Genomic DNA, 18,286 nt, shown 5'->3' with positions numbered 1-18,286 from the left:
CCCCTGGATCGGGTCACCCGGCCGCCCGGGTCAGCCGGTAGCGCGACGGCGGGATCCCATACCGGTCGACGAACGCCTGCCGCAGCGTCTCCGCCGTCCCGAACCCGCACCGCACGGCCACGGACGCCATCGGCAGCGACGTGGACGCCAGCAGGTGCGCGGCGGCCTCGGTGCGGGCCTGCCGGACATAGCGCCCGGGCGTCAACTGCAGGTGCTGGAGGAAGAGCCGGGTGAGGTGCCGCTCGCTCACCCCCGCCTCGCTGGCCAGCGCGGGCGTGGTGAGGTCGTCGCGCAGGTGCGCGGCGATGTACTCGATGGTCCGCCTGACGAGGTTGTTCGCGGGGACGGGAGCGCTGACGAACATGCTCATCTGCGCCTGGTCGCCGGGCCGCTGCAGGTAGGTGACCAGGTTGCGGGCCACCGTGCGAGCCAGCTCGGGGCCGTTGTCCTCCGCCACGAAGGCGAGCGTGAGGTCGAGGGCCGCGGTGACGCCGGCGGACGTGGCGACGTTGCCGTCGCGGATGAAGATCGGATCGGCGTCCACGGCCACCGCGGGATGCCGGGCCGCGAGCTCGTGCGCCAGTTGCCAGTGCGTGGTGGCGCGCCGGCCGTCGAGCAGCCCCGCGGCGGCGAGCACGTACGCGCCGGTGCAGACGGAGGCGACGCGGCGGCTCTCGCGGGCCAGCCTGCGGACGTGGCCGACGATCAGCGGGTTGGCCGCGGCGTCGTCATGGCCGACCCCGCCGGAGACCACCAGCGTGTCGAGCGGCCCGTTGATCCGCTCCAGCGCCAGCTGGGCCTGGACGGTCAGCCCGGTGCCGCAGGTGACCGGGTGCCCGCCCGGCGTGGCCACGCGCACCTCGTAGCAGGGCGCCGCGCCGTGCCAGTTGGCCTCCTCCAGCGTCGAGGTGACGCAGGCGACGTCGAGTAACCCCACCGCCTCGTACGCCACGACGACGACCCGTCGAACCTCCATGGCCACGACTGTAGGGCGGATGGACAGAGAGCCCAAGTTTCCGGACCTCCTCGGCCCACCTCCCTTGGCGCGCGGCGGCCCGCCGGGGACAGTCGTGGGCATGACAACGACAGACACCGGCACCGGCCGGCGCTGGGGCAAATTCGCCCTCCACTATGTCGAGATGATCGTGGCCATGTTCGTCGGGATGCTGGCGCTCGGCATGCTGCGCTCCGCCCTCGGGCTCGACCTGTCCCACGAGCGGCAGCCGGAGCTCGCGTACCTGCTCATGGCGGTCGACATGTCGATCGGCATGGCCGCGTGGATGCGGATCCGCGGGCACCGCTGGGCCCCGACGCTGGAGATGTGCGCCGCGATGTTCGTCCCGGTGGTGCCGCTGTTCCCCTTGCTCTGGCTGGGCGCCATCGACGCCGGGACCATGATGACGGTGGCGCACGTGGCGATGTTCCCGCTCATGCTGGCGGCGATGCTGCGCCGCCTCGACGAGTACGCCGGCTGCGCTCACTGAGCGCCTTGCGGTAGCCGTCCAGGACGTCCTGCCGCAGCAGGTGCCCGAACCCGGCCCGCTCCAGCCGTACTCGGCCAGCTTGCTCAGCAGGTGACCGCGCCTGACCTGCGCCTCCGACAGCCTGAACGTCTTCAGTTGAAGTGCTCTCCTCCGTGAACGGAGGAGATTCCCTCCTACCTTACGGTGGCGGGCTTGACGCGGCCGGCGCGCCTGACGACTGCCCTCCCGGCAGCCGGGACGAGCGCAAGGCCCATCCGATACCGATGCAAGGTGTTGCGGGCGGCGTTGTGGTCGGCATTGCCGGACCAGCCGCAGCCCGGGTTCTTGCACACGAACACGGCCTGGCTCTCCCGGCTGCCCGGGATGGTGAACCCGCAGGCCGAGCAGCGCAGGGAAGTGCCCGCAGCGGCAACCTTGTGCAGCGCGCCGCCATAGCGTTCGGCCTTGTACGTCAGCATCGTCACAGTGCGGCCCCATGCCTCCTGACTGATGGAGCGGTTCAGGCCGGCCTTTTGCGCGACGTTCGTCCCCGGGTTCTCCACGGTGCCCCTGGCGCTCTTGGTCATGTTCGTGATGAGCAGATCCTCCACCACGATGACGCCATAGGTGCGGGCGATCTCGGTGGTGGTCTGGTGCTGCCAGTCGATCGCCCGGCGCTTGGCTCTTGCACGCAGGCGCGCGATCTGGTCATAGGTGGCCCGTAGCCGGCGCGAGGTGCGCTCGCCAGGCTTGCGCAAGCTCTTGCGGTGGGCCGCCCGCCGCTCCAGAGCCAGCAGCGTGGCCTGTTCCTTGCCGGTCAGCCAGGCGTTCGGCTTGTCCTTGGTGACCTTCCATTTCTCGTGGGTGTGATGGTTGCCATCCGACAGGGCCAGCGGCACGGCCACTCCGGCATCGATGCCGACGTCCGGCCCCTGGTGGGGCTCGGGCTTGGTGACGATGGTCTGGATGCGGAAGGCGATGTGCCAGCCGAGCGCGTCCTTGACCAGCCGGGCACCGGTGATCCGGTTGCCGGCATCGGCCTGTTTGCCGACGGGCACGTCCTTGGTCCAGCGGAACCGGACCCGGCCGACCTTGGGAACAGTGACCATGCCCCAGCGGCGGTGCGCCCGCGTGACACACAGGTCCCGGCCCTGCGGAATGTCCACTGCCATCACCGATCGCAAGCGGCCCTTGAACGCCGGCGCCTCGGCCCGGCCCTGCCAGCAGTTCTTCCACCCCTGGAAGTACGTCCTGAGGACGGCCTGCGCGGCTCGGGTGGATCTCGAAGATCTTGAGCGCGTCGTCCAGCCCGCGCACCTCCGCCCTGGCGTAGGCCTCCTCGGAACAGGGGGACAACCCGTGGGCGAGGGCCTGCCGCGACCACTCCTCCCACGCGATCACGGGGGCGCCGAAGTGCATCGCGAGGTAGCCCTCCACGGCCAGGTGCAGCGGCAGGAACACGAGCCGGTTCTTGGCCACCCGCCGGGCCATCCTGCGGCGAGCCGGTCGGCGTCGTAGACCGAGTTGACGTACACGATGCCCGCCTGGCCTCCAGGATCGAGCTTTCGCCGCCAGACGCGCAGCACCTCGCCCGCCAGTCCGACGGCGCGATCAGCCGGCCGTCGCCCGCGTGCCCGCTCAGCAGGTTGGCGATGATCAGGGCGGCGTTGTGGTCGTTGAGGTCGAGCGCCAGCGAGGCGGCGTACAGGTCGGGATAGTTGCCCTGGACGTAGCGGTGCAGGAAGTCGAGGGAGAGCCGCTGCTCGCCGGCCGTGCCGTGGAACTCGCGCTGGCCGGTGGAGGTCATGGCCGCGTTCGCGAAGATCAGGACGTCATCGCACTCGATGAGGTCGGCGTAGGTCTCCATGGGCTCCCCCGGGGATCGGCGGACTGGCCGGGGAATGGGGGCACGAGCTGCGAAGCATCGCGGTAAAGGCGGGTTCCGGAAGTCGTACCTGAGTCCCGCGGCCAGTCTGGTCCGGACCTTACCGGGCCTTTCGCACCGATGCGACGGTATTTACCGGGCTTCGGTGCGCGCCGAGCGGGCCTTGATCTGGCCGAGCGTGGCGTGGCTCTCCCGGATGACGGAGATCAGCACGTACGAGACCAGCAGCAGCCCGAGACAGAGCGCGTCGGCGGCCCACCAGGGGATCTCGGCGAGCAGCAGATAGCCGTCACCGTCGCCCATCGACCTGATCACCGCCGTGACCACGGCCACCACCAGGGTGACCAGCAGCCAGCTTCGCAGGCGCGGCAGGTTCCCGTTGTTCCACAGCCGGATCCGCCAGCCCATGAACACGGCCAGCACGCCGAGCAGGGCGCAGAACCCGATCAGCCACCAGGGCAGCGCGAAGGCGGTCTGGTCGGCGATCTGCCGCTGCGTGGTACGCAGCTCCGTCTCGGCCTTGCGCTTGGCCTCCACGGCCGCGTCGAGCTGCTTCTTCAGCTGGGCGACACTCCTCTCCTGGCGCGGAGGGGTCGAGGGGGTGTCCGTCGGGAGCATCCGCGCCACGACGGTCAGCATGATCGCGACGAACGACAGCGCCAGGACGATGGCCATGAACAGGTCGATGAAGCGCAGATCGAGCGGCGGGGCGAACGATCGGGTCGGCCGCCTTCTCACGGCTCCCTCACCAGCGTGTACTTCTGCGGGCGGCTCTCGGCCGCGCTCAGCCGCTCCACCGCCGTACGCAGCGCGTCCAGGCCCTTGACGAGCTCCTCGGTCCGGCCCCTGGACTGGGCCAGCTCCTGGGTGAGCCCGTGCATGGCGGGGGCCGCCTGCTTGGCGGGCAGCCGCGCGATGTAGATCAGGAACACCTCGTCGGCGGCCACCACGCCGGCCCGCTCGGACCGCTCGACCAGGGCCATCGCGCCGAACGCCAGCACGCTCAGGAACAGCGCGACCAGCGTCACGCCGAACGCGGAGGCCAGCTCGGGCAGCACGTGCTGCTTGAGCGCGGCGATCAGCGCCCCGGGGTCGCCCTCGCGGTCCAGGGCGTTCGAGAACGAGTTGACCATCGCGCCCATCGTCAGCGCGGTGCCGATGAACCCGAAGACCGGCAGCGCCCAGATGAGCGCGTGGTCGATGTGGTGCTTGTTGGCCATCTCGCTCTCGTCCAGCGCGGACCGGGCGCTGAGCACCGCCTCGCAGTCGTTCCCCGCCTCGGCCGCCTCCTTGAACAGCTTGAGCCGCCGCGCCACCAGTGTGTCGTCGGTCGGCTTCACCGCCTGGACGTTCGCCACGGCCTGGGCCGTCGCGGCGTTCTCCCGCCGGATGTCCGGCACGGCCCTGACGATCCTGAGCACCGCGGTCAGGAACACCGCGATGATCAGCGTGACCACCAGCTCCGCTGCCACAGGGGCCGTGGTCGCGCCCACGGACACCAGCAACGCCTCCACCATTCCGGCCGCCATCAGCAGCGCGGAGAACACCAGGCCCACCACAGGCGCGAACACCGAGTGACGCCAGCCGTACCTTGACACCCTTTACCCTCACTCCGGCACGCAAAATGTCAGAGACCCACCTAAGCACATCTAAAACACGCGTTGGTTACGGTCTGCGGTGTCAGCGGTACCAATTGTGCTGGAGCACCTACTTGTCACCGGAACCACCGGGCTCCGGCTCCATGAACACGAAAACCGCCCCTGCCTGCCGAGATCCGGCAGTGCAGAGGCGGTCTGGTGATGTGGAGGTGGCGGGAATCGAACCCGCGTCCTTCAACCCCAAGTCAGGGCTTCTCCGGGCGCAGCCTGCTGTGCTTTTCTCGGCCCCGGCGATCACGCAGGCGAGTCGCCGACGGGCCCAGCCACTGTTTGATTTCCCGCTCTCCCCCGTGGCCGGGTCGAGCGGTTGAGCCTTCTAACGATGCCAGACACCGGGCCGAAGGCACTCCCGGGCTGACAGTGGTTTCGCTACTTAGGCAGCGAGGCCCAGGGAATCCTGGGCAGCCACAGTGCGCTTGGAATTGGCACTTGTTGTTTGCGGTCACAGGATTAACGAGGTTATGTCCGCAGTCCTCGGCCCGCTTCACCTGGCTTGCAAAGTCGAAGTCGAAGCCAGTCACCCCCTGTGCAGTTGTCAACACACCTCCGAGGAGGTGAGCAACAAGAATCTACAGGGAACAACGCCCCCAACGCCAACTTGATTCCCCATGACGAAACCCCCGGGAGCGCGGCTCAGCGGCGCACGCTCCCGGGGGCCGACCGGCAGGGTCGAGCCGGTCCGGACGGCAGGACTTCCCCCGAGATGAAGTCCTGTCTCATCACGGCGACTGGATCCGCAACCCCCCGAGCGGGTCCAGTCACTCAGTAAGACGCAGCCGGACCCTCGGATGGTTGCTCAGTGTGACGACAATTTCACGGAGAGTCTCGAAGGGCCGAGAAAAAGCTGCCCGCGACCGCTCCGGCGTCGTGGTTTCGCGCCAGCACGGCGACCGCCACGTCCCCCTGCCAGCCCACGAACCACTTCAGCTGGTTGCCTGCCGTGGCCGTCACGCCGTAGACCCTGCCCTTGCCCGCCTGGGCGGGCGTGCCGGTCGCGCCGGCCCCCATCATCCGCTTCAGCGTCGGCAGGACGCTGGGGTCGACGGGTACGGGGGCGGGCTGCGGGACCTGCGCCGCCTCCGCCGTCGGGTCGGCCGACTTGGGGTCGGTGACCAGCACCGGCGGGCGCCAGGTGCCCGAGGCGACCGCGGCGGCCACCAACGCCATGCTGAGCGGGCTGACCTCGACGTTCTGGCCCGCGATGGCCTTGGCCTTGTCGGCGTCGCCGGCCAGCTGGGGCAGCGCGCCGCTGAACGACTTGAGCGGCAGCCGCCACGGCTGGCCCACGCCGAACGCCTTGGCGCTCGCGGCCAGGTCGCCGGCCGTGACGCGGCGGGCCAGCGAGGCCAGCGCGGTGACGCAGCCCTTGGCGAAGTTTTCCTGGAAGGTGGCCGAGGGCGCGACCCCGGTGGACTCCGCGGCCTGCACGAACCTGGCGCCGCCGACCGTGCGCTCGTCCGGGCAGGCCAGCCGCAGCTTCGGGCTGACGCCCTTCTTGAGCAGCGCGTCGGCGGCCACGATCGAGAACGCCGTGCCGGCGGGGAACCGGCCGGCCAGCGCGCCCATCTCCTGGTTCAGGTCCTTCTGCCGGGTCAGCTCGCCCTGGGACCCGACCGCGAGGATCTGACCGGTGTCGCGCTGCACCGCCACCAGCAGGCTCGCCTCCGTCTCGCCCAGCGCCTGCTCGGCCGCCGCCTGGACGGACCGGTCGATGGTGGTCTTCACCGAGACGTTCTCCCGGCCCCGCCACTCCTTCAGCAGGGCGACCTGCTTGCCGGTCTTGAGGTCGAGCGTGATCACCTTGGTCTGCGTCGAACCGGTCAGATAATCCTGGTAGGCCTGCTGGAGGCCGCTCCTGCCGACCGAGTCACCGGCCCGCTCGGGCCCGCCGAGCTTCTGTTCGGTCTCGGGGGTGAGCGCGCTGACGCTGCCGACGATCTGCTGGGGCGGCTCGGGGTTGACCGGCTGGTCCTGCGGCACGGTCTCGATGCCGTCGATGGCGTCGAGCTTCGACCGCATCGTCTGGTAGCGCGAGCGGCCGAACGTGACCAGCGGCACGAACTTGTCGGGCGGCGACGACCTGATGCGGCTCAGCAGGCGGTCCTGCGCGTAGTCGGTGATCTTGGACAGCTTGGCGGCGACCTCTTCCGCCCTGCCGCCGAGCTTGGCCGGGTAGACGCCCGCGCTGTAGAACGTGGTGTTGCTCTGCAGCGGCTCGCTCGTGCGGTCGACGATCGGCTTGCGCGGCCTCGGGTCGGTGTCGACGGCGAACCGCTGCCCCTCCTTGAGCTGTGGATGCAGCACCGAAGGCGACCAGCGCACCTTCCACGTGCCGTCCACGAGGTGGAGCGGGAGCAGCCCGTCGTACTCCCAGAGGGGGTTGTTCTCCCCCAGGTCGACCTCGGCACGGAAGTCGGCCTTGGCCTCCTCGCCCGTCATGCTGAGGCTCTTGATCTTGAAGCGGAAGGAGGCCGCGTCGAGCTCCAGCTTGGCGTCGGACAGCGTCTTGCGCACGGTGGCCTGGTCGCCGTCGGTGCGGCCGGCGGCGAGCTCGTAGTCGCCCGACTGCCAGCCCACGAGGAAGTCCCGCACCGCGTCGTGCGGTGAGGGCTCCTCGAAGCAGCCGGTCAGGGTCGTGCTCGCGACCGCCAGGGTGGCGGCCGCGGAGAGGATGCGGCGAGCGCGTGTCATGGGGTGCGGTGCCGCCGTCTCATCGGTTGCGGTGCCGCAGGGCCCGGGCCATCTCCCGCTTCGCCTGCTGCTCGGCCAGCGACTGCCGCTTGTCCCAGTCCTTCTTGCCCCGGGCGAGCGCGATCTCGACCTTGGCCCTGCCGTCCTTGAAGTAGAGCGTCAGCGGCACGATCGTGAGCCCGCCCTCCTTCGTCTTGGCGGCGAGCTTGTCGATCTCCTTGCGGTTCAGCAGCAGCTTGCGCTTGCGGCGGGCGGCGTGGTTGGTCCACGTCCCCTGGGAGTATTCGGGGATGTGGACGTTGAGCAGCCACGCTTCGCCGCCGTCGATGCTGGCGTAGCCGTCGACGAGCGAGGCGCGGCCCTCGCGCAGCGACTTCACCTCGGTGCCCTGCAGCACGAGACCCGCCTCGAACGTGTCCTCGAGGAGGTAGTCGTGCCTGGCACGCTTGTTCTGGGCGATGACCTTACGCCCGGTCTCACGTGGCATGCTTCGACTTTACCGGCGTTCCCTACACCCTCAGGTAGCGGCGGAGCGTCACGAACGATGCCAGCACACAGATGACCACACCGATGACCATGGTGATGGTGATGGTCTGGGCCACATCGTTCCAGCCCAGCTGCGCCGTCGCGTCGCCCAGGTACTTTCCGAGCTCCTCGAAGAGGAAGACCTTCGTGACGATCAGGATGACCGCCGCGAACACCCCGCCGATCAGGCCGGCGATGACGCCTTCCATGACGAACGGGAGCTGGATGTAGAGATTGGACGCGCCGACCAGGCGCATGATGCCCGTCTCCCTACGCCGGTTGAACGCCGAGAGCCGCACCGTGTTGCCGATCAGGAGCGCCGCCGCCAGCACCAGGATGATGGCCACCGCGAGCGCGTAGAAGGCGAGCTTGTCGAGCATCTCGAAGAAGGGACCGACCAGCTGGGCCTGGTCCACGACCTGCGACACGCCCGGCTGCCCCTGCATGGCCTGCACGATGGACTTGTAGTTGTTCGGGTCCGCCACCTTGATCCGGAACGACTGCGGCATGTCCTCGACCTTGGTGGCGGTCGCGAGGGCCTTGTTGGTGTTGGCGTACATCTTCTGGAAGTTCTGGTACGCCGCCGACTGGTCCTCGAAGAACACCTCCTTGACCCCGGGAGTGCCCTTGATCAGGGTGTCGAGGGCCTGCGTCTGGGCCTTGGTGATCTCCTTGCCCTTGCAGGTCTCCATGGCCGTGCCCTTGCTGCACAGGTAGACGGAGACCTCGACCTTGTCGTCCCAGTAGCCCTTCATCATGCCGACCTGGGCGTTGATCATCAAGCCGACGCCCAGCATCGCCATGCCGACCGCAACGGTGATGACCACCGCGATCGTCATGGTCAGGTTGCGACGGAGGCCGATCCAGACCTCGGAGAAGATGAAATTCGCCCGCATGTTCTGTCTGCAGCTCCCTGTCAGTACGCCTGGCCGTAGACGCCACGCGACTGGTCACGGACGATCTTGCCGTCCTCCAGCTCCACCACGCGCTTGCGCATGGAGTCGACGATGGCCGCGTCGTGCGTGGCCATGACGACCGTGGTGCCAGTCCTGTTGATGCGGTCGAGCACCTTCATGATGCCGATGCTCGTCGCGGGGTCGATGTTGCCCGTGGGCTCGTCGGCCAGCAGGATCATCGGCCGGTTGACGAACGCGCGGGCCATGGCGACGCGCTGCTGCTCGCCGCCGGACAGCTCGTCGGGCATGCGGTGGGCCTTGCCTTCCAGGCCGACCAGCTCGATGACCTCGGGAACCACCTTGCGGATGAACCGCCGGGGCTTTCCGATGACCTCGAGGGCGAACGCCACGTTTTCGTAGACGTTCTTGTTCGGGAGCAGCCTGAAGTCCTGGAACACGCAGCCGATGCGGCGGCGCAGGTGCGGCACCTTGAAGTTGGAGAGGCGGGCCAGGTCCTTGCCGGCGACATGGATCGCACCGGAGTTGGGCCGCTCCTCCTTGAGGACCAGACGCAGGAACGTGGACTTGCCTGATCCCGAGGGACCGACGAGGAACACGAACTCGCCCTTGTCCACGTCAACGGACACGTGGTCGAGGGCGGGCCGGTTCTGGTTCGCGTAGACCTTGGTGACATTATCGAAATGGATCACGAGAGCATCACGGCATGCCAGTCTAGGGGTCAGGACGGAAGCGAGGGTGGCACATGCCCACTTCCCGCCACCGGCCGATCGGGTTACGCGGTCTTTACTGACGATCGACGTTCCGATTGGCCAGACGACAGTCTAGGGGGAAGACTGGCATGGAAAGTCCATAACGGAAACAAAACGATTGTGCGGCTAGACTTGGGGCTGTCATGAGTTGTGAACACCTCGTATGCGCGCAGTGCGCCCACCCTGTGATCGAGGGACGCTGCCCCACCTGCCGAGCCAGCAGGGAGCGGATGCACCAGCACGGCTTCGCCGGGCTGTCACCCGCTCTGATCGCCCTGCTGCTGGTCGTCCTGCTCTTCGTGAGCCTGGTGCTCAAGCACCTGAGCGGGCTCTAGTCAGCGGTCCCCGACTCCTGGCGGCGCATCCAGCGGATCTCGGACTCGATGAACTCATCGAGGTCGCCGTCGAGCACGGCCGACGGGTTGCCCGCCTCGGTGGCCGTGCGTAGATCCTTCACGATCTGGTACGGGTGCAGCACGTAGTTGCGGATCTGCGTGCCCCAGGACGTCGTGGTGGCCCCGCGCAGCTCCGACATCTTCTCCGCCTCCTCCTGCCGCTTGCGCTCCAGCAGCTTGGCCTGCAGGACGTTCATGGCGCTGGCGCGGTTCTGCAGCTGGGAGCGCTCGTTCTGGCAGGAGACGACGATGCCGGACGGAATGTGCGTGATGCGCACCGCCGAGTCGGTCGTGTTGACGCCCTGACCGCCCGGACCGCTCGACCGGTAGACGTCGACGCGGAGCTCGTCCTCGTTGATGTCGATGTGGTCGGTCTGCTCGACGACCGGCACCACGTCGACCCCGGCGAACGAGGTCTGCCTGCGGCCCTGGTTGTCGAACGGGCTGATGCGGACCAGCCGGTGGGTGCCGTGCTCGCCGCGGAGCGTGCCGTACGCGTAGGGCGCCTTGATCGTGAACGTGGCCGACTTGATGCCGGCCTCCTCCGCGTAGGAGGTGTCGTAGACCTCGGTCGCGTAGCCCTTGCGCTCGGCCCAGCGCAGATACATGCGCAGCAGCATCTCGGCCCAGTCGGCGGCGTCGACCCCGCCCGCCTGGGAGTTGATCGTGACGAGCGCCTCACGGGCGTCGTATTCGCCCGAGAGCAGCGTGCGCACCTCGAGGGCCCCGATGTCGGACTTGAGCGTCTCAAGCTCCTTGTCGGCCTCGGCGCGCGTGTCGTCGTCACCCTCCTCGGCCGCCAGCTCGTAGAGGACGGTGAGGTCGTCGAGGCGGCGCGCGACGCCCTCGACGCGGTTGAGCTCACCCTGGAGGTGCGAGAGCTTGCTGGTGACCTTCTGCGCCTGCTCGGGGTCGTCCCACAGGTCCGGTGCGGCAACCTGCTGCTCCAGCTCCTCGATCTGCTTGCGCATCGCGTCGAGGTCGAGCACGTCCTGGATGCTGCGGAGCGTGCCCGCGAGCTCGTTGATCTCTTCTGCCGGATCGATGCCTGCCACGTCTCCCAAGCCTACTTCCCCCGGAGGGCTGCGCCCCCCATCCCGCCCACGTCGTCAAGTGGCGGCTTCTGTTCGGGTGCCGGAGGGCCCGCCGCCCCGCGGGCGCGAATAACATGGCGAGGTGCGTGCATACGGTCGGCGGAAAGTGCTGGCGCTCGCCGCCGGCGTACTGGCCGCGGCGACCGCCTGCACCGGCAATGCCCCGGCCGAACCGTCCAAGGCGGCCGCGACCTCGTCCGCGTCCGCGTCTCCCTCGCCCTCCACGCCCGCGACGGCCGTCACTCAGGCCGAGGCCGCGGAGGAGTTCTCCAAGTTCACGGCCACCGACGACACGCTGCGGGCTCCGAGCGAGTTCCAGGGACGCCTGGACCTGGAGCTGAAGGACGTCGTGACGGGCGGGCAGCTGCCGCTGACCGCGGCGGCGTTCCTGTCCCACGACTTCGCGCCGCCCCGCTACAGGTGGGGGACGCCGAGGCTGTTCGTGCCGAGGTTCGCGCCGACGGAGCAGGCGCCCTGGTTCAGCGCGCTGGTGACCCGCGACGGCAGCCCGACCCTGCTGACGTTCGCCAAGTCCGCCGACCGGTGGCGGCTCAGCTCCGCGGCCGAGCTCCTGTCCGGGCAGCAGGTGCCGGAGATCCAGCTCGACGCCGACGGCTACGCGACCGCGCTGGCGCCCGACGACAAGTCGGTCACGATCAGCCCGCAGTTCATGGGTCCGGTGCACGCCAGCGTGGCCGAGACGGGGACGGCCGGGCCCACGGCCGGGTTGCTCGCGCCGGGGCCGTACACGACCGAGGTGGCCGCGCAGATCGCCCATCTGCGGGATGTTCTCAAGAACAGCGAAGAGCAAGGCGGCTACAGCTACGACTCGATCTTCAGCGCCGACAACTTCTCTGTGTACTCGCTGCGGACCAAGGACGGCGGGGCGCTGATCCAGTATTCGCTGTCGAGGACGTCGACCACGACCGCCGTGACGAAGGCGGCCGAGGACGAGGGGATTCCGGTGCCCGAGCCGGCCCGGTGGGCGCTCGACAAACAGAGGGTGCGGAAGTCGCTGCGGCTGATCGAGACGCACCAGTACGCCACCGTGGTGCCTCCGCTGAAGGCCCCGGCCGCCGCGACCGTCATCGCCCACGACGGCGCCCTGACGCGCACCTCGGGACAGTAGCAACTCGGGTTGACTAATTTGCATGCAGGCAACTACGGTTGCTTGCATGCCGGCCGACATACCCGTAACCCAGGAGCCCGCTGACGCGCTGGCGGCCGTGGTCGCACTGCGGCGCCTGGCCGATCAGCTGGAGGACGCCGCCGTCGAGCAGGCGATGCGGGCCGGCTGGAGCTGGCCGCAGGTCGCCGAGGCGCTCGGAGTCACCCGTCAGGCGGTGCACAAGAAGCACGTCAAGCGGCTCATCGCCGCCGGCGTCACGCTGAGGAGACGACAGTGAGCGCGATCGACCACTACATCCAGGCCGTCATCCTGCACGGCGAGAGCGAGGCCAGGCAGGACGGGTCCGCCGCGATAGAGGCGCACCACCTGCTCCTGGGCATCGCCGCCCAGGAGGGCACCGCCGCCCACGAGGTCCTGACCTCGGCGGGCCTGGACCGCCAGGCGATCCGCGACGCGCTGGACCGGGAGTTCGAGCACAGCCTGGGCACGGCCGGGGTGTCGCTCGCCTCGTTCGGCCTCCCCGCGCCGACCCCCGACCCGGACCGGCGCGTGAGCCTGGGGGCCTCGGGGCGGCTCTGCCTCGAACGCGGCTTCGCCCGCGCCAAGGGCAAGAAAGACCTCAGACCCGGCCACCTGGTGCTCGGGATCCTGGAGGCCGAGGTCGGCACCGTGCCTCGCGCGCTCAACCTGGCGGGGGTGGACCGGGCCGCGCTGACGACCCGGCTCCACCAGGTGCTGGCGGACGGGAGCTGGTGACCCTCCAGAGCGCCCCGCAAAGCGCCCCCACGCCCTGCGGCGTTCCGGGGGCACCACCGGGCCGGGCCCGGCCGCCGTAGGCACGGCGGCCGGGCCTCTGCAGGCGGGGCGGCCTGGCTACGCCTCCGTGTGCGGGAGGTTGCTGGCCGCCACCAGCGTGCGGATCGCCCGCAGGGCGACCGACAGGGTGGCCAGGTCGAAGTGGTCGCTCTCCCAGATCTCCGAGAGCGTCTGCCGCGCCCTGGAGACCGCCGCAGAGTTGGCCTCCGACCACCGGGCCAGCCGCTCCTCCGGCGGCAGTCCCGGCGTGCTGTGGGCCAGCACGTCGCGGGTCAGCGAGGCGTGCGCGGCGTAGAGGTCGTCGCGGAGGGCGGAGCGGGCCATCGAGTTCCAGCGGTTGTCCCGGGGCAGCGCGATGATGCGCTCCCGGAGGCGGGCCAGCTGGAGCCGGTCCGCCAGGTCGAAGTAGACCTCCGCCACCTCGGCGCCCGGGCGGCCCGTCAGCGACGCCACCTCCACCAGGTCCAGCATGGAGTACGCGGGCACCATGGCGGCCGCCCGCTCGGCCAGCTCCAGCGGCACGCCCCTGGCCACGAACGAGTCGCGGCGCTCCTCGTAGGCGGCCAGGTCGGGCCCGGTCAGCAGCTTGGGGATGTGGGACAGCAGGCCGTTGACGCCCTTCACGAAGAAGGCGACGGACCCGGCCAGGTCCAGCGGCGGGCGGCGGTTGACCAGCAGCCAGCGGGTGCCGCGCTCGGCCAGCTTGCGGGCCTCCAGCAGCATGGCGATCTGGGTGGCCGTGTCGACCTTGTTGTCCAGCTCCTCCACGGCCCGGTGGAAGCTGGGCAGGTCGAACACCTCGCGCGCCACGAGGTAGGCCCGCACGATGTCAGGGGTGGAGGCCCCGGTCTCCTCCCCGAAGCGGTACATGAACGTGGTGCCCATGGAGTTGACCAGCTCGTTCACCACGCAGGTGGTGATGATCTCGCGCCGCAGCGGGTGGGCGTCCATGTAGGGGCGGAAGCGCTCGCGCAGCGCGGACGGGAAGTACGACACCAGCCACGAGGCCAGGTAGGGGTCGTCGGGCAGGTCGGAGCCCAGCAGCTCGGCGTCGGCGACCAGCTTGGTGTAGGCCAGCAGGACGGAGAACTCGGGCGCGGTCAGGCCGAGCCTGGCCTGGCGGCGCTCGGCCAGCGTCTTGTCCGAGGGCAGGAACTCCAGCTCCCGGTTGACCAGGCCGTCCCGTTCGAGGCGGCGCAGGTAGCGGGAGTGGATGTGGAGCATCTCGACGGCCTGGGTGCGGGAGGCGGCGAGGACCACGTTCTGGGAGTAGTTGTCACGCAGCACCAGATCGGCGACCTCGTCGGTCATCGAGGCCAGGACCTGGTTGCGCTGCTTGTCGGTCAGCTCGCCGTCGCGGACGACCTGGTCGAGCAGGATCTTGATGTTCACCTCGTGGTCGGAGGTGTCGACGCCGGCCGAGTTGTCGATGAAGTCGGTGTTGACCAGCCCGCCGTTCAGCGCGAACTCGATGCGGGCGAGCTGGGTGAACCCCAGGTTGCCGCCCTCGCCGATGACCTTGCAGCGCAGCTCCCCGGCGTTGACGCGCAGCCCGTCGTTGGCCTTGTCGCCCACGTCCGCGTTGGACTCCGAGCCGGCCTTGACGTAGGTGCCGATGCCGCCGTTCCAGAGCAGGTCGACGGGGGCCCGCAGGATGGCGCTGATCAGGTCGTTGGGGGCCAGGGAGGTGACCCCGGCGGGGATGCCGAGCGCCTCGCGCATCTGCGGCGTGATGTGGATGGACTTGGCCGTACGGGGGAAGACGCCGCCGCCGGGCGAGATCAGCTTGGCGTCGTAGTCCTCCCAGGAGCTGCGCGGCAGCTCGAAGAGGCGCTGCCGCTCCGCGTAGGAGGAGGTCGCGTCGGGCGAGGGGTCGACGAAGATGTGCCGGTGGTCGAAGGCGGCCACCAGCCGGATGTGGCGGGACAGCAGCATGCCGTTGCCGAACACGTCGCCGGACATGTCGCCGATCCCGGCCACCGTGAAGTCGGTGCTCTGCACGTCCAGGCCCGTGGTCCGGAAGTGGTACTTGACCGACTCCCAGGCGCCGCGGGCGGTGATGCCCATGGCCTTGTGGTCGTAGCCGATCGACCCGCCGGAGGCGAACGCGTCGCCCAGCCAGAAGCCGTACTCCTTGGCCACGCCGTTGGCGATGTCGGAGAAGGTCGCGGTGCCCTTGTCGGCGGCGACCACGAGGTAGGTGTCGTCGCCGTCGTGCCTGACCACGTCGGCCGGCGGCACGACCTTGCCGTCCACGAGGTTGTCGGTCACGTCGAGCAGGCCGGAGATGAACGTCCGGTAGCAGGCGACGCCCTCGACGAGCATCTCCTCCCGCGTTCCGGACACAGGCGGCTGCTTCACGACAAATCCGCCTTTAGACCCAGTGGGGACGATGACGGTGTTTTTTACCATCTGCGCCTTTACCAGGCCGAGAATCTCCGTACGGAAGTCCTCCATCCGGTCCGACCACCGCAGCCCGCCCCGCGCCACTTTCCCGAAGCGCAGATGCACGCCCTCAACCCGCGGCGAATAGACGAATATCTCGTACTTCGGCCGCGGCAGCGGCAGAACGCTGATCGCCTGCGGGTCAAATTTGAGAGATATGTACGATTTGCGGTGCCCATCGACCGTTTGGAAGTAATTCGTGCGCAATGTCGCCTGAATCATCTCCAGGTACGCCCGCAGGATCCGGTCCTCGTCCAGCGAGGCCACCTCGTCGAGCGCGCCCAGGATCTCCTCGTTGAGCGCCTCGGCGAGATCGAGCCGCACGTCCTCGCCGCGCCGCGGATCGAGCTTGGCCTCGAAGAGGCTCACCAGCAGCCGCGCCAGCCGCACGTTCCCCGCCAGCACCCGCTCCATGTAGGTCTGCGAGAACGTGCCCCCGGCCTGGCGCAGGTATTTGGCGTACACCCGGAGGATCTCGACCTGCTCCCAGGTCAGCCCGGCGCTCAGGATGAGCGAGTTGAAGTCGTCGGCCTCGACCTGCCCCTTCCAGAGGGCGCTGAGCCCTTCCTGGAACAGCCGCTTGAAGTCGTCCCTGCCGACCTCCTCCGTCGGCGTGTAGCGCAGGCCGAAGTCGTAGATCCAGGCGTTCTTGGTGTTGGGGTCGTTGTCGCGGTCGATCTCGTACGGCCGCTCGTCCACGACCTCCACGCCGAGCCGCTGGATCAGCGGCAGCGCCTCGGAGAGCGAGATGGGCGAGCCGACCTTGTAGATCTTGAGCCGCCGCTCCCCCTCGGTCGCGTCGTACGGCTCGTAGAGGTTGATGTCCACCTCCGCGCCGTCGCCCACGGCCACGAGGTCCTCCAGGCGGCGCAGGTCCACGACGGCCACCTTGGGCGGGAAGTCCGCCTTGTAGCCCTCGGGGAACGCGGAGGCGTAGCGCTTGATGAGCGCGGGCGCCTCGTCCTCGGAGGTCATCCGGCCCAGCTCGGTGGCCAGGTCGTCCTCCCAGGAGCGGGTCAGGGCGGCCAGCCGCGCCTCCAGCTCCTCCACGTCCACGCTCGGCGGCGGGAGCTGCTTGCCCCGCTCGCCCCGCACGACCACGTGCAGCCGGGCCAGCACCGACTCGCCGATCATCGCGCTGTAGTCGAGCGACTTGCCGCCCAGCGCCTTCAGCAGCACCTCCTGCATCTTCAGCCGCACCTTGGTGGTGTAGCGGTCGCGCGGCAGGTAGATCAGGCAGGAGATGTAGCGGCCGTAGTCGTCGCGGCGCAGGAAGAGCTTGACCTGCTTGCGCTCGCGCAGCCGCAGCACGCCCATCGCGATCGGCAGGAGCTGGTCGATCGAGGTCTGGAAGAGCTCGTCGCGGGGGAACGTCTCGAGGATCTCGATCAGGTCCTTGCCGTCGTGGCTGTCGGGGGCCAGCCCGGCCCTGTCCAGCACGGCCGCCAGCTTCCGGCGGAGCACGGGGATCCTGGAGATCGACTCGTTGTAGGCGACGTGCGTGAGCAGGCCCAGGAAGCGCCGCTCGCCGACCACCTCGCCCTCGGGCGAGAAGATCTTGACCCCGATGTAGTCGAGGTAGGTCGCCCGGTGGACGGTGGCCCTGGAGTTGGCCTTGGTGGTGATCATGAGCTGCTTCTCGCGCGCCTTGGCGCGCACCTCGGCGGGCAGCGCCGAGAAGCTCTCCGAGCCGACCTTGTCGTCGCGCAGGATGCCGAGCGCCGCGCCCGGCAGCGCCCGCAGCGTCTCGCCCTCGTCGGTGTGGTCGAGCCGGTACTCGCGGTAGCCCAGGAAGGTGAAGTGCCCGTCGGCGAGCCAGCGCAGCAGGTCGATGCTGTCCTCGACCTCCGCGGGCTCCAGCGGCGGCGGGCTCATGCTCAGGTCCTCGGCGGTCTGTACGGCCAGCGCCCGCATCTTCCTGAAGTCCTCGACCGCGTGGCGCACGTCGGTGAGCACCCGCTGCAGGTCGGCCTCCAGCGCCTTGAGCGCCTCAGGGTCGGCCTGCCGGTCGACCTCGATGTGCATCCACGACTCGACCAGCATCTGGCCGGTGACGTCCTCCTGGCCGCGGCCGAGCATCCGGCCCGTCATGTCGCGGCGCACCCGCATCTGGGGGTGGACCAGCAGGTGGATGCCCAGGTCGTGGCGGTCGAGCTCCATCGTCACGGAGTCGACCAGGAACGGCATGTCGTCCGTGACCACCTCGACGACCGAGTGGCCCGGGTCCCAGCCGTTCTCGTCCAGCGTGGGGGTGTAGGCGCGGACGACCGCCCGGCCCTGGGGGCGGACCTCGGCCAGCTGCCGCTGCGACATCGCGGGGCCGTACACGTCAACGGGGTTGCGGTCGAGCAGGTCCTCAGGCGCGACGTGCCGGTAGTAGAACCGGAGGAAGGACAGGGCCTCCTCGGGGCCCATATGTCCGCTGCTCGCCGCGCAACTCTCCGCGGCTCGCTGGAGCAGCTCGTCCTTGGCCTCGTCGAGGGGCATTTCGGTCTCACTCCTTTGTGAGGGTTTGCCAA

At 69.3% G+C, this 18,286-nt stretch carries 13 protein-coding genes, 1 other RNA gene and 2 pseudogenes; 4 read left to right on the top strand and 12 right to left on the bottom strand.

All coding sequences use genetic code 11. The annotated features are described in order from the left end of the window. Window positions 1–13: 13 nt before the first annotated feature. The gene (locus H4W80_RS42785; protein ID WP_192790273.1) at window positions 14–976 is read right to left on the bottom strand and encodes a GlxA family transcriptional regulator; all 963 of its coding nucleotides are present in this window, start codon (window positions 974–976) and stop codon (window positions 14–16) included. Window positions 977–1,076: 100 nt separating this feature from the next. On the opposite strand from H4W80_RS42785, the gene H4W80_RS42780 reads away from it, so the two are divergent. Then, window positions 1,077–1,484 (top strand): hypothetical protein, encoded by a 408-nt coding sequence (locus H4W80_RS42780; RefSeq protein ID WP_192790272.1) that lies wholly within the window; start codon window positions 1,077–1,079, stop codon window positions 1,482–1,484. Window positions 1,485–1,657: 173 nt separating this feature from the next. Here H4W80_RS42780 and H4W80_RS42775 read toward each other — a convergent pair. From H4W80_RS42775 to prfB, 10 genes and pseudogenes are all read right to left on the bottom strand, one after another. Next, a pseudogene (locus H4W80_RS42775) lies at window positions 1,658–2,725 on the bottom strand (RNA-guided endonuclease InsQ/TnpB family protein); the annotation flags it as partial. A gap of 58 nt (window positions 2,726–2,783) precedes the next feature. After that, window positions 2,784–2,954: pseudogene (locus tag H4W80_RS64770) on the bottom strand (ARPP-2 domain-containing protein); the annotation flags it as partial. A 526-nt stretch (window positions 2,955–3,480) separates the two neighbouring features. After that, a complete protein-coding gene (locus tag H4W80_RS42770) occupies window positions 3,481–4,086 on the bottom strand; it encodes a hypothetical protein (protein ID WP_192790271.1) in 606 nt (201 codons plus the stop codon). Next, window positions 4,083–4,919, bottom strand: a complete 837-nt coding sequence (locus H4W80_RS42765) for a hypothetical protein (protein ID WP_192790270.1) — start codon at window positions 4,917–4,919, stop codon at window positions 4,083–4,085. Before H4W80_RS42765 ends, H4W80_RS42770 begins: the two co-directional genes overlap by 4 nt. A gap of 228 nt (window positions 4,920–5,147) precedes the next feature. Next, window positions 5,148–5,531: a transfer-messenger RNA gene (ssrA, locus tag H4W80_RS42760) on the bottom strand. Window positions 5,532–5,819: 288 nt separating this feature from the next. Beyond that, entirely contained in the window at window positions 5,820–7,697 is a 1,878-nt protein-coding gene (locus tag H4W80_RS42755) for a penicillin-binding transpeptidase domain-containing protein (protein ID WP_192790269.1), read from the bottom strand. 19 nt (window positions 7,698–7,716) lie between these two features. Continuing rightward, the gene (smpB, locus tag H4W80_RS42750; RefSeq protein WP_192790268.1) at window positions 7,717–8,184 is read right to left on the bottom strand and encodes an SsrA-binding protein SmpB; all 468 of its coding nucleotides are present in this window, start codon (window positions 8,182–8,184) and stop codon (window positions 7,717–7,719) included. Window positions 8,185–8,206: 22 nt separating this feature from the next. Next, entirely contained in the window at window positions 8,207–9,118 is a 912-nt protein-coding gene (gene ftsX / locus H4W80_RS42745; RefSeq protein ID WP_192790267.1) for a permease-like cell division protein FtsX, read from the bottom strand. Window positions 9,119–9,138: 20 nt separating this feature from the next. Continuing rightward, window positions 9,139–9,828 carry a cell division ATP-binding protein FtsE gene (gene ftsE, locus H4W80_RS42740; RefSeq protein WP_020541427.1) on the bottom strand — a complete coding sequence of 230 codons (690 nt, stop codon included), beginning with the start codon at window positions 9,826–9,828 and terminating at the stop codon, window positions 9,139–9,141. A gap of 391 nt (window positions 9,829–10,219) precedes the next feature. Further along, on the bottom strand, window positions 10,220–11,338 hold the full coding sequence (prfB, locus tag H4W80_RS42730; protein ID WP_192790266.1) for a peptide chain release factor 2: 1,119 nt from the start codon (window positions 11,336–11,338) through the stop codon (window positions 10,220–10,222). A 121-nt stretch (window positions 11,339–11,459) separates the two neighbouring features. Between prfB and H4W80_RS42725 the strand changes: the two genes are divergently transcribed. Genes H4W80_RS42725 through H4W80_RS42715 form a run of 3 tightly spaced genes read left to right on the top strand, consistent with a single transcriptional unit; the run spans window position 11,460 to window position 13,262 of the window. Then, window positions 11,460–12,506 carry a DUF8094 domain-containing protein gene (locus tag H4W80_RS42725; protein WP_192790265.1) on the top strand — a complete coding sequence of 349 codons (1,047 nt, stop codon included), beginning with the start codon at window positions 11,460–11,462 and terminating at the stop codon, window positions 12,504–12,506. A gap of 46 nt (window positions 12,507–12,552) precedes the next feature. Continuing rightward, window positions 12,553–12,783: a hypothetical protein gene (locus tag H4W80_RS42720; RefSeq protein WP_192790264.1), complete on the top strand. Its 231-nt coding sequence runs from the start codon at window positions 12,553–12,555 to the stop codon at window positions 12,781–12,783. Beyond that, window positions 12,780–13,262 (top strand): Clp protease N-terminal domain-containing protein, encoded by a 483-nt coding sequence (locus tag H4W80_RS42715; protein ID WP_192790263.1) that lies wholly within the window; start codon window positions 12,780–12,782, stop codon window positions 13,260–13,262. Before H4W80_RS42720 ends, H4W80_RS42715 begins: the two co-directional genes overlap by 4 nt. Before the next feature lie 117 nt (window positions 13,263–13,379). Here the strand turns inward: H4W80_RS42715 and H4W80_RS42710 are convergent, their stop codons facing one another. Beyond that, complete coding sequence (locus H4W80_RS42710; protein WP_192790262.1) at window positions 13,380–18,254, bottom strand: NAD-glutamate dehydrogenase; 4,875 nt, start codon at window positions 18,252–18,254, stop codon at window positions 13,380–13,382. Between the last annotated feature and the right edge of the window lie 32 nt (window positions 18,255–18,286).

The sequence above is a fragment of the Nonomuraea angiospora genome, from assembly GCF_014873145.1.
GTDB classification, from domain to species: Bacteria; Actinomycetota; Actinomycetes; order Streptosporangiales; family Streptosporangiaceae; genus Nonomuraea; species Nonomuraea angiospora.
Note: the sequence above shows the minus strand (reverse complement) of the source record. Positions and strands in the feature narration are given on the sequence as shown.